This window comes from Streptomyces scopuliridis RB72 (assembly GCF_000718095.1).
GTDB classification, from domain to species: domain Bacteria; phylum Actinomycetota; class Actinomycetes; order Streptomycetales; family Streptomycetaceae; genus Streptomyces; species Streptomyces scopuliridis.
Map to the genome: position 1 here is coordinate 22,264 of NZ_JOEI01000042.1, position 11,593 is coordinate 33,856.

The window sequence follows — 11,593 nt, forward strand, 5'->3', positions numbered from 1 at the left end:
CCGGTCTTTGGTCAAATTTGGCGCGGAGTATTCGCTTCAGAAGCGCAATGTGGCCAGCAGCCGAGCCGATTCCGCGACCAGCCGCGAGCTGCCCCCGCGCCCGGCCAACTCCGCCAGCCCGGGTATGTCCCCGGTGGCACCGCACCGCTCCGCGCACTCGGCGGCCACGGACAGTATCTCCCCCAGCCCGGGACGCGCGGTTCCCGGAGCCAGGAGACCGGGCAGCGCCGCGCCCAGTACGGACCAGACCGTGGCGTGGGCGCCGGTCGCCGCGGCCGTACGGACGGCGTCGGCCGACCGGTTCGCCTTGACCTCGCCCGAGTTCACCAGGGAGGCCAACTCCCGGCCCAGCAGCTCGCCGTCCAGGTCACCGCGGGTGGCCAGCACCAGCAGCGCGTCCACTGCCGACAGCCGGTCCTCCGGGTGACGCGCCCCGAGACCGTATGCCACGCCCCGGTGCAGCGAGCGGCCCGCCGGGCCACCGCTCTCGGCGAGCAGCGGCAGCCACCAGGACCCGCCCCGCTGGTCGTCCCGCGCGCAGGCGGTCACCTCGGGCAGCAGCCACGCGGCGAGCGTCTCCCGGTCCTCGGGCAGGACGGCCGGCCAGTTGTCGTGCCGTTCCCCGCTCCAGTGGTAGCACCGCGATTCGTCAGGCACGTCCGGAAGGCCCAGCCAGCGGAACGCCCGCGGGAACCCCCGCCGGATGGCCAGACCCTGTCCCAGTCGTGCGGCTATCGTGCTCTTCTCCCGTTCCGCACCGCCGTCGAGCGCGGGCAGCGATGTCCCGTCCCCGGTCAGCCAGGCGGCGAGCCGGCCGGCCTCGGGGGTGCCGAGCGCCGCCGCCGCGCGCGCCGTCTCCGGGTCCCGGCCGCGCCGTACCCGTAGCAGCGCCTGGGCGAAGTCGACCGGAGCCGGCGTGGCACACAGACGCTGGTACTCACCCAGCCGCTCCACCAGCACATCGGGGTCCAGCGCGCCCGTCTCCCAGGTCGGCGTGGCGAGGAGGAACGGCAGCGGTCGGGTACGTATCAGATACGCGGCCTCCCACAGCCGCGCGTCGATCACCCCGTTCAGCGTGGCGTGGGCGCAGGACCCCCGGCTCACCCCTCGCGTGTTCGCGTTCCACAGCGCCTTGGTGGACACCCTGTCCAGCACCGAAGCGGCCACGACTTCCACCCCGTCGGAGTTCCGGGAGAGCCACTCGTCGCGGTTGCGCGGCGTTCCGTCCTTCATCCACCAGCAGGCGGCCAGCGCGTCGCGCAACGAGCCGGCCAGCGCCGCCCGGTCCCGGTAGCCGTGCCGGACCAGACCGTCCAGCACCCGTTCGAAGTCGGGCATCGCACCGGCCGAGGTGATCAGCGCCGACGTCTGCTCCACCAGCTCGGCGAGGTCCGACGGGGACGGAACCAGCGGCGCCGGCTCCGGTGCGGGCGGCAGGATCTCCTCGTACGGACCGGAATCCAGCTCCACCGGCAGCTCGTCGAAGACCTCGGCGGCCCGCGCTCGGTGGACCGGGCTCAGCCGGGCCGCGGCCATGGCCAGCTCCGACCGCTGATCCGCTGTGACGGCGGACAGATGCCGTACCACCAGCTTCAGCGCCCGCTCCTGGATGCCCGCGTCCTCGTGTCCGAACGCCTCGGCCGCCACGGGCAACAGCTCTCCCGCGCCGCCGCCGTCCGCGCGCAGGACCTTGCCCATCAGCACCAGTTGGGCCCGGACGAGCTTCTTCTCCGGCCGGAACAGCACCGACGCCGACATATCGGCCAGGCTCCGCATGGGCAGAGCGCCACTGAGCGCCAGCCGGGCGAGCACGCGCTGCGCGTGCCCGGCCACCGTCGATGTGCCGTCCGACGCCATACCGATCCAGTCGGACGCGCGGTCGCGCTCCTCGTCCGGGGTCAACGCCAGCCGGTCGAGCAGCTTCAGGAAGAAGTCCAGATCGCCGGGCTTCCCGCCGCGCAGCAGCCGCGCCACGGAGGCGTCCACCAGCAGCCGCCGCTCCACCACCTCTTCCTCGGCGAGGACGGCGAGCACCGACGGCCAGTGGTGCGGATCGGTGGCATCGCCGTACCAGACGAGCGGGCCGGGGAGTTCGGCCGTCTCGAAGAGGCGCGGAACCATGACCGGCAGCTGTGGATCCTTCCGCAGCGCGGGCAGCAGCCGGCCATGGGACGGAGCCGCCTCGGCCCAGCCATGCACATACTCGTCCGTGTCCGGTACGGGACATCCCGCCAGCCGGACCAGGCCCGCGATGAACGGGTAATCGAGCCGCGCGGTCGACGCCCGGCCCGCGAGCCGGTGCGCGACATCACCGAGCCAGCCCGGCTCGCGGTCCGCGAGAAGGCCGAGCATCAGCTCGTGCGGCAGCGAGAAACCCTCGCGCAGATCGCGGGCGCCGATCCACGCGGCCGTCGCCGCGGCCCCCGTATGACAGCCCGTCCCGGCGACCACCAGCGCACGCTGAATCCGTCTGCGCTCCCGCCACCGGTCCCACGACCAGTCGCGCAGCTCCTTGCGGAGCGCCTTCAGCGCGGCCAGCGCCTCCTTGCGGTCCGCCGCGGTCATCGGCTCGACCAGCCCGGGAACGGCATCGGCCCGGCCGGCCCGTACGACATCGAGCAGCTCGTTCATCGCACACCGCCCACGGTCACGACGGCCTCGCGGCGCGCCATCCGGACGGCCAGTGCGTGCTTGCACGGCCCGCGTTTCCCCCGGTAGTCGGCCCACCACCGGCAGGTGCAGCTGAGCATGCCGTCCGCTTCCCGCACCTGATAGCGCCGCTCTCCCGACGCCACCGACGCCAGATCGCCGTCGAGGACGACGGCCCCCGAGGAGGCCAGGGCGCGCGCCGCGACCAGCCGTGGATTATGCCGCTCGGCGCGGTCCGCGTCATACGGCAGCTCGCGGTGGAAGTACGCGGCGTCCGCGATGTCGTAGCCGACCCGGCCCGCCGTCCCGAGCCGGATCAGCGCGGCCCGTACCCGCTCCACCGTCAGCCCCGCCCGCGCGGCCAGCTCCGCCGGGTCGATCCGCGGCTCCCACGCCAGCAGTACGGACACCAACTCGGCGTCCTCGGCGGCCTCTTCCGTGGCCAGCGCCTCCAGCACCCCGCCCTCACCGGAGAATCCGCGCGCCGGGTCGGGCGACAGCGTGAGCGTGAGCCGCATCCCCGGCAGCACCACCTCCCAGGCGCTCGCCGTCGCGGCTCCGTCGGCCACCGGCCCGTACACCCGCAGCGCCGTCGCGTCCCGCAGCACCCGCTGCAACGCCACCAGCCGGTGCGGACCCGGCAGACACACCGCTCCCGGCGCCGGCCTGGTGGTCGGCCGCAGCGTCCTGCCCGCCGGTACGACCCACATCGCCCCGCGCGAGGAGCTGCCCGAGCCGCGTGGCAGCGAGCGCAGAAAACGGACGGCCTCGGCGGCGGTCAGCTCGGCCCGCAGATCGAAACCGGCCGAGACCACCTGCGCCTCGGCGAAGCCGCGCAGCCACCGGTCGGGCAGCGGGACCTTCTTCTCCACCACCGCGCCATCCAGCGTGGTGACCGCCAACTCATCGGGCCCCACCCGCAGATGCAGCGGATCGTCACCGGTCATCCGGGACAGGGCCTCACGCAGCGGATTGTTCACATCCACATTGGTCGTGCCATGCCCGGTCTCCGCGCCGTCGAGCCCGTCCCGCCCCACATCGAGCCGTGCGTACACCCCGCAGCAGCCGGAGAACGACTCGAAGCGCAGCCGGTCGCCGTTGCCCGTCACCACCGGATCGAGCGACGCACGCGGCACCTGCCGGTAGTACCGGGCGCCCGCCACATCCGCGACCGCGAGCAGCCCCCGGGCGGCGGCCCGCGGCGAGGACAGGAACCCGGAGAAGAAGCGCGGATGCGCCTCGGCACCGGTGGGTGTGAGCCCGCCCGAGGTCTCCAGGCCGAGCAGCCGTCCGCCCCGCGCACTCTCCAGGGCGGACGGACGGGAATAGGCAAGCGCCTGTACGGATCGCGTCATGGAAAAGACGTTAGATCCCGGCACTGACAATCGACTTCGGGCGAACCCCGCCAGGCGGAGCCGCGGGCTCCTACTGGCCGACCTTCCCCGGCTGGAGCACCTTCGTGAACAGCACCGTCCCGCCCTCTTCCCGCAGCCGGACCGTCAGTTCACCGCTGGCGCCGTCGATGTCCACCTCGCCGAAGAGCGGCGGGACCTCCATCGGGGAGAGGTTCTGGCCCTGCGGCGCCTTGACGAAGGCCCGGTCGGGACCGAACGTGTCGTCCAGCTTGCTGGCCGGGAACTGGCCCGCGGCGATCGGGCCCGAGACGAACTCCCAGAAGGGCGCGAAGTCCTTGAAGGCGGCCCGCTCCGGCGTGTAGTGCTGCGCCGAGGTGTGGTGGACGTCCGCCGTCAGCCACAGCGTGCCGGTGATCCGCTGGTGCTTGATGTACCGCAGCAGCTCGGCGATCTGGAGTTCCCGGCCGAGCGGAGCGCCCGGGTCGCCCTGGGCGATCGCCTCGATGTTCGCCGTACCGTCCGGCACGACCAGTCCGATCGGCATATCGGCGGCGATCACCTTCCACACCGCGCGCGACCGCGACAGCTCGCGCTTGAGCCATGCGAGCTGCTCCGCGCCGAGGATGCCGTTCGTGTCGTCGGTCTGCCGGCCGGGCGAGTTGGCGTTGCGGTACGTCCGCATGTCCAGGACGAACACATCGAGCAGCGGACCGTGGTTCACCACGCGGTGGACCCGCCGGTCCGCCCCGCGCGCGGGCGAGGCCGAGATCGGGAAGTACTCGTGGAACGCCTGCGTGGAGCGGGCGGCCAGCACGTCCACGTTCTTCTCGGTGTAGCGGACATCGTCCAGGATCTGGCCCGGGTACCAGTTGTTGCGCACCTCGTGGTCGTCCCACTGAGTGATCGACGGGACCTCGGAGTTGAACTTTCGTACGTTCGCGTCGAGCAGGTTGTACCGGAAGTTCCCCCGGTACTCGGCCAGTGTCTCCGCGACCTTCGCCTTCTCCGGAGTGGTGATATTGCGCCAGATCCGGCCGTCGGGCAGCGTCACGCTCGGCTCGATCACGCCGTCCGCGTAGATCGTGTCGCCGCTGCACAGGAAGAAGTCGGGGTTGAGCCGGCGCATCTCGTCGTACACGGTGAAGCCGCCGATGTCCGGGTTGATGCCCCAGCCCTGTCCGGCGATATCACCCGACCACACGAACCGCACGCCCTGCCGACGCCGCGTGGGCGCCGTACGGAACGTGCCGTACACCGGCTCGCCGGTACGGCGGGGGTCCTCGGGGTCGGCCAGGGTCACCCGGTAGTGCACCTGCTCGCCGGCCGGCAGTCCGCGCAGCGGGACCGTACCGGTGAAGTCGGTGCCGGGGCCGAGCAGCGGGCCGTGCCAGGAGCGGGCGCGGCGGAACGATTCGGTCGCCGAGGTCTCCACGATCATGCGGGCGGGCCGGTCGGACCGTACCCACACCAGCCCGGACGAGGAGGTGACATCGCCGGCCTGCACACCCCAGGCGGCGCGCGGCCGGCCGGGCAGGGCCTGGGCGGGGGCGGCGCCCGCGAGCGCGGCACCGGGCAGAGCCAGCACGGCCGAGGCGGCGAGCGAACCGCGCAGCACACTGCGGCGGGCGGGTGCCTTCGGTACGTCGGCGGCGGGCGAGGAAGAGGAGGCAGAGGAGGTATTACCGGGGTTGTGCGACATTGATGCGTCTCCTGGGCAGATGGTGCGCCGGGGTGTCATGCCATGCCTAACGCCCGGCGGCGGCCGGAGCGCGAACCCGGGGTGAACAACCGGCCGCGCGCTACCTGTCCGCGACGGCCTCGGCCAGCAGCCGTACCCCGCGCTGGATCCCGCCCGGCGTCAACTGCGCGTACCCGATGACCAGTCGTACGTGGCCGTCCGCAGGCCGCGCCGTCCCGTGGTCCGCCAGCGGACGCAGCGCGATCCCCGCCTCCTCCGCCCGCCGCAGGAAGCGCGGCTCGGGGCCGTAGCGCTCGGGCAGCCGGGCGATGACATGGAGCCCCGCCGCGATCCCGCTGACCTCCGTACCGGGGAAGTGGGTGGCGAGGGCCGTGACCAGCGCGTCCCGCCGCTCCCGGTAGGCGCGCTGACAGCGGCGCAACTGACGGTCGTAACCGCCCCGTTCGATGAACTCCGCGAGCACCGCCTGATCGAGTGAGGGATTGCCCAGGTCCATGGTGCGCTTGCGCTCGACGAGTTCGTCCAGCAGTTCGCGTGGGGCCAGCAGCCAGCCCAGTCGCAGTCCGGGCGCCAGCGACTTGCTGACCGAGCCCGTATAGACCACGCGTTCCGGGTCCAGCCCCTGGAGCGCGCCGACCGGCGCCCTGTCGTACCGGAAATCGCCGTCGTAGTCGTCCTCCAGGACGAAGCCGTCCACGGACCGGGCCCACTCCAGGAGTTCCGTACGGCGCTCCGGCGAGTACGAGATCCCCGAAGGGAACTGGTGCGAGGGAGTCGTCACCACCGCACGCACCCCCGAACGCGCCAGCGGCCCCGGAGCCAGCCCCTCCGCGTCCAGCGGCAGAGGGACGGTCCCGAGCCCGGACGAGGCGAACAGCGAGGCGTGTTCCGGGCTGCCGGGATCCTCCATGCCGACGGTACGCAGCCCGCGCCCGTACAGCGCGAACCCGAGCAGCGTCGTCGCCTGGGCCACCCCCGAACAGACCATCAGCCGCTCCGGATCGGCCGCCACGCCGCGCCGCCGGGCCAGCAGAGCCGCCAGCGCGGTACGGAGCGCCGGCAGCCCGCGCGGATCGGGGTAGCCCAGCGCGTGGTGCGGCAGCCGCGCCAGTACGGACGCGTGCGCCGCCGACCAGGCCGCGCGCGGGAAGAGGGAGAGATCCGGGGTGCCGGGACGGAAGTCGGCCCGCGCCCCGGGCGGACGCGGGGCGAGATCGCGGATCTCGCGCGCCGCCGCCCGTACCGCGTCGCTCACCCACGTGCCCGCGCCGCGTCCGCTGCGCAGATACCCCTCGGCCGTGAGCTGCTCGTACGCCTCCGTGACCAGTCCGCGCGACACCCCCAGATCGGCGGCCAGCTCACGGCTGGCGGGCAGCCGGGTGCCGGCGCCGAGCCGGCCGGAGCGGACGGCCTCGCGCAGCGCGGACTGGAGCGCACGGCCCCTGCCGCGGGCGGGAGCGGCGGCGGCCGTCGTCAGCAGCTCCCACGCGGCCGTCCCGCCCTCCCCTGGAGGCCCGGCCGAAGAGCCGGACGCTGAAGAGGGCGGTGGATTGGTCCCCGATGACGCCATGGGAATGGACCTTAAACCGGACCGCCCGCCTCCCTAGCGTCGGTCTCATGAAAGTGAACTCCGTCCAAGGGGCGCTCCTCGCCGCCCTCGCCTGCGTCCTCGTCGGCGCCTCCTTCACCGCCAACAGCCTCCTCGGCGCCTATCCCTACGCGGGCGGCCAGGCCCTGCGCTACGGGATCGCCTGCCTGCTGCTCGTGCCGCTGGCCGGCCGGGGCGCTGCGGCCACCCTGCGTTCGCTGACCCGTCGCCAGTGGGGGCGGCTGGCGGCGCTCGCGGCGATCGGTATGGTCGGGTTCAACCTCGCGATCCTGGCCGCCGAACGGACCGCGGAGCCCGCCGTTCCCGGGGTCTTCGTCGGGTGCGCGCCGGTCGTGGTCGCCGTACTGATCCCGCTGACGGCCCGCCGCCGTCCGGCCCGCCCCGCGGTGATCGGGGCGCTGCTGGTGGCGGCCGGCGCCTGCGCCGTCCAGGGGTGGGGCCGTACGGACGCGGCGGGCATCGTCTGGTCGGTGGGCGCGCTCCTCGGCGAGGTCGGCTTCGCGGTCATCGCCGTCCCGGTACTGCGACCGCTCGGCCCCCGGCTGCTGTCCGCCACGGTCTGCGGCATCGCCGCCGTCGAAGCCCTGATCGCCGGACTCGTCCTCGACGGCGCCGCCGTACTGCGGACCCCGACCGGCCAGGAGACCGCCGCGCTGCTCTGGCAGGCCGTGGTGGTGACCGTGATCGGTTTCGTCTGCTGGTATATGGGCATGCAGCGCATCGGCGCCGAACGCGCCACCCTGTTCTCGGGGTTGATCCCGGTCTCCGCCGCGCTCACCGCGCCCCTGGTGGGGACCGGGACGTACGGCGCGGCACAGGCGGCCGGGAGTCTGCTGGTCGGCGCGGGAGTGGCCTGCGGCTCGGGGGTCCTCGGAAAGCGGCGGCCGACGGCGGCCCCGGCCCGGGAGGACGTACCGGCGACCCGGTAGCCGTACGACCCCGACACGGCGGCCAAATCACCTGGACAGCCGGTGCGCCCATCGGCTGGGATGGGCACGTGGCGACCGACACCGCGAGCACCGACGAATTCGAAGCGCACCGGCCCGTACTGACCGGGGTCGCCTACCGCATGCTCGGCGGGGTCGCCGACGCCGAGGACGTGGTGCAGGAGGCATGGCTGCGCTGGAGCGCCGCCGACCGTACGGACATCCGCGAGCCGCGCGCGTATCTCGTACGGATCACCACACGCCTCGCCCTCGACCGGCTCCGGCAGGCGAAGGCGCGGCGCGAGTCCTATGTCGGCCCCTGGCTGCCCGAACCGGTCGTCACCGACTTCGGACCCGCCGTCCCCGACACGGCCGAGCGCGCCCTGCTCGCCGACTCGGTGTCCGTCGCCGTGCTGGTCGTCCTCGAATCCCTCTCGCCGCTGGAGCGCGCGGTGTTCGTGCTGCGCGAGGCGTTCGGCTTCCCGTTCGGCGAGATCGCCGTCACCCTGGAGCGCGGCGAGGCCGCCGTCAGACAACTGGCCGCCCGGGCCCGCCGCCATGTCGAGGAACGCAGACCGCGTTTCGACGTCGACCCGGCCGAACGCCGCGCTCTCACCGAGCGGTTCCTCGCCGCCGCAGGGGGTGGCGATCTCGACGCGCTGCTCGCCCTGCTGGCGCCCGACGTACGGCTGGTCGGCGACAGCGGCGGCAAGGCCAAGGCGCCGCTGCGGGTCATCGAGGGCGCCGACAAGGTGGGCCGGTTCCTGTTCGCCGTCTCGGGGGAGGCGGTGCTGTACGACTTCCGGGTCATGGAGTTCAACGGCGCCCCCGCGGTGCTCGTCCTCGCCGGCGGAGTGCCCGATCTCGTCCTCCAGCTGGAGATCAGGGACGGCAAGGTGGAGTGCGTCTACATCGTGCGGAATCCGGACAAGCTCGGTGGAGCCGTCCTGGAGCGCCGCTCCGCGTAAGCCCTGCTCGTCGCTCCCGGCGATACCCGGTCCCGGATCCGATCCGGACGACCGGGCCCATGTCACGCGCGCCTCACCAGCGTACGAACGTACTGTGAACACCCTGAGTCGGAGAGTGACTTCTCTCCGTGACCGACGGAGGATTGGTCTTGACCAACGGGATGGCCCGTCCTATCGTCGCTATTTAGTGCAGGAACCTTTAATAAACAAGGGCACGGAAAACCCGCCGGAGAGACGGCGATTGCGGAGGATCAGGGTGGGGACCACGCAGCTGGAAACAGTGCCGGAGCCTAAGTACTGGCACCTCAAGACCGTGCTCGGCGAAGCGCTCGACTCCGACTTCGCGGTGGGGGAGGTCCTGCCCAACGAGCGTGACCTCGCCGCCCGGTTCGGAGTCGCCCGCGCCACGCTCAGGCAGGCCCTCGAACAGCTGGAGCTGGAAGGCCGGCTCCAGCGCCGCCGCGGCGTTGGTACGACCGTCGCCCCGCCGCGCGTGGGCGTCGACGTCTCCACCACCCAGCACGAATGGCCCGGCACCGTACGGGACGCCTGGCAGCCCGTCGACTGCGCCACGGCGCCCGCGCCGGCCGCGGTGGCCAGGCTGCTGGAGACGGCCGCCGACGAAGAGGTCCACACCGTCCGCAGGGTCCGCTCCACGCACGGCCAGTCCGTCGCGGCGGAACTGCTCTACGTACCGTCCTCGTCGGTGCCCGAGCTGTCGGCCATCGACGCGCCCGAGGGCCCGGCGCGCGCCCGCGCCGTCCTGCGTGAGCTTCAGCGTCTCGGCCTCGACGGCCAGGACCGCGCCGTGGAACTGGGCTCCGCGCGCGCGGACGACGCCAGGGAGCTGGACCGGCTGCCCGGCGCTCCCGTCCTCGTCGTCACGACGCGCTATGTCGTGGCGGGCCGTAGCGCCGCCGTATCGGTGGCCACGTACCGCGCCGACACCTGCCGGCTCACCTTCGGGGACTCCGGCGACCTGGAGATCAGCGAGGAGCCGCAGGAGCGCCGCGCGTCCTGAAGCCCCCTTGTCCGGTGTGTACGGCCCGTCGCTCAGCGGCGGGCCGTCACCGTACCCTCCACCGCGAACAGCTGCTCCTCGACATGGTCGAGAGCCAGCCGCAGCGCGCCCGTGGCCACCGCCGCCTCGCCGAGCAGCGAGAGCGCCACGAGCGGCGGGCGCAGACAGAAGCGGGAGAGCTCGTCGCGCAACGGGTCCAGTACGCCGTCGAGCCCGGCGGCCCAGCCGCCGATCACCACCAGCTCCGGATCCAGCGCCAGCACCAGCGCCGCCACATCGTGCACGAGCCGCTCGATGAACCGCTCGACAGCCTCCTGCGCCCGGACGTCCCCGCCCTTGGCATCGGCGAAGACCTTCGCCACCGCCTGCTCGTCGAGCGGGTGCAGCGGCTCGTCCGTCGTCGACAGCAGCGTCTCCGGGGTCGCGCCGCGCCCGAGCAGATGCAGCGCGCCGATCTCGCCGGCCGCCCCTCCGAAGCCGCGGTGCAGCCGCCCGCCGATCAGGGCGCCCGCTCCGGGGCTGAGCCCGGCCAGTACGAAGACGATGTCGTCGGAGTCGATGGCCGCGCCCTTCCACTGCTCGGCCACGGCCGCCGCGTTCGCGTCGTTCTCCACCAGCACCGGACAGCGGAACGAGCGCCGCAGCCGCTCGCCGAGCGGCAGGCCCGTCCACTGCGGCAGCGCGGTGCCCAGCCGTACGGTCCCGTCGGCCTCCACGATGCCGGGGCTGCCGACCCCGACCGCGCGCAGCGAGCCGCGTGACACCCCCGTGCGGCGCAGCACATCGGCGACGACCAGCCGTACGCGGTCGAGGCGCTCGTCCGCGTCGGCCGTCTCCGAGACCACCCGTGAACCGGCGCCGATGATCCGGCCGTCCAGCCCGGAGATCAGCGCGGCCACGCGGTGCGGCCCGATCTCGATGCCCAGCAGATGTCCGGCCTCGGCCCGGAATCGGAACCGGCGCGCGGGGCGGCCCTGCTTACGGGCCTCGCCCTCCGCCGGCGCGGACTCCACGACCAGGCCCGTTTCGATCAGCCCTTCCACCACGCCCTCGACCGTCGGCCGGGAAAGCCCCGTGATCCGTGTCAGGTCCGTCAGCGTGAGGTCACCGGCGTCCCGCAGGGAGTGCAGCACCACCGCGGAGTTGATCCGCCGCAGGAGCGAAGGGTCTCCACCGGTCAGCCGCCCCACGGTGTTTCCTCCCAGCTCGTGCGCGTGTAGGTCCTGTCCGGCCGATCTTCGCGGGCCCGCGACGCCGCAGTGACATCAGCCGCTGCCGCGGCGGGCGCACGCTCGCCGCGTTGTCGGAGTCGCCCGAGTACGGCCGGGCCATCCACAACGCCGATCCTCCGCCTTGCGATCGCCGC

8 protein-coding genes are annotated in these 11,593 nt (G+C 73.2%); 3 read left to right on the forward strand and 5 right to left on the reverse strand.

Translation table 11 applies throughout. The features are described from left to right. Window positions 1-36: 36 nt before the first annotated feature. The 4 genes from IF11_RS0134965 to pdxR form a co-directional block, all read right to left on the reverse strand. On the reverse strand, window positions 37-2,631 hold the full coding sequence (locus tag IF11_RS0134965) for a DUF7824 domain-containing protein (RefSeq protein ID WP_030355842.1): 2,595 nt from the start codon (window positions 2,629-2,631) through the stop codon (window positions 37-39). After that, window positions 2,628-4,004 carry an SWIM zinc finger family protein gene (locus IF11_RS0134970; RefSeq protein WP_030355843.1) on the reverse strand — a complete coding sequence of 459 codons (1,377 nt, stop codon included), beginning with the start codon at window positions 4,002-4,004 and terminating at the stop codon, window positions 2,628-2,630. Before IF11_RS0134970 ends, IF11_RS0134965 begins: the two co-directional genes overlap by 4 nt. A 70-nt stretch (window positions 4,005-4,074) precedes the next feature. Continuing rightward, on the reverse strand, window positions 4,075-5,703 hold the full coding sequence (locus IF11_RS0134975) for an alkaline phosphatase D family protein (RefSeq protein ID WP_030355844.1): 1,629 nt from the start codon (window positions 5,701-5,703) through the stop codon (window positions 4,075-4,077). Window positions 5,704-5,803: 100 nt separating this feature from the next. Continuing rightward, entirely contained in the window at window positions 5,804-7,273 is a 1,470-nt protein-coding gene (gene pdxR / locus IF11_RS0134980) for a MocR-like pyridoxine biosynthesis transcription factor PdxR (protein WP_030355845.1), read from the reverse strand. A gap of 47 nt (window positions 7,274-7,320) precedes the next feature. On the opposite strand from pdxR, the gene IF11_RS0134985 reads away from it, so the two are divergent. The 3 genes from IF11_RS0134985 (at window position 7,321) to IF11_RS0134995 (ending at window position 10,227) form a co-directional block, all read left to right on the forward strand. After that, on the forward strand, window positions 7,321-8,241 hold the full coding sequence (locus tag IF11_RS0134985) for a DMT family transporter (protein WP_051746471.1): 921 nt from the start codon (window positions 7,321-7,323) through the stop codon (window positions 8,239-8,241). A 68-nt stretch (window positions 8,242-8,309) separates the two neighbouring features. Next, entirely contained in the window at window positions 8,310-9,206 is an 897-nt protein-coding gene (sigJ, locus tag IF11_RS0134990) for an RNA polymerase sigma factor SigJ (RefSeq protein WP_030355847.1), read from the forward strand. Between the two features lie 256 nt (window positions 9,207-9,462). After that, complete coding sequence (locus tag IF11_RS0134995) at window positions 9,463-10,227, forward strand: GntR family transcriptional regulator (protein WP_030355848.1); 765 nt, start codon at window positions 9,463-9,465, stop codon at window positions 10,225-10,227. Between the two features lie 32 nt (window positions 10,228-10,259). On the opposite strand, the gene IF11_RS0135000 is transcribed toward IF11_RS0134995, so the two are convergent. Further along, the gene (locus IF11_RS0135000; protein WP_030355849.1) at window positions 10,260-11,417 is read right to left on the reverse strand and encodes an ROK family transcriptional regulator; all 1,158 of its coding nucleotides are present in this window, start codon (window positions 11,415-11,417) and stop codon (window positions 10,260-10,262) included. Window positions 11,418-11,593: the final 176 nt, after the last annotated feature.

Bases quoted from the DNA above. Each gene is read 5' to 3' on its own strand.
- IF11_RS0134975 (WP_030355844.1), bottom strand. From the start codon at position 5,703: ATGTCGCACAACCCCGGTAATACCTCCTCTGCCTCCTCTTCCTCGCCC.
- IF11_RS0134985 (WP_051746471.1), top strand. From the start codon at position 7,321: ATGAAAGTGAACTCCGTCCAAGGGGCGCTCCTCGCCGCCCTCGCCTGC.
- IF11_RS0134965 (WP_030355842.1), bottom strand. From the start codon at position 2,631: ATGAACGAGCTGCTCGATGTCGTACGGGCCGGCCGGGCCGATGCCGTT.
- pdxR (WP_030355845.1), bottom strand. From the start codon at position 7,273: ATGGCGTCATCGGGGACCAATCCACCGCCCTCTTCAGCGTCCGGCTCT.
- IF11_RS0134970 (WP_030355843.1), bottom strand. From the start codon at position 4,004: ATGACGCGATCCGTACAGGCGCTTGCCTATTCCCGTCCGTCCGCCCTG.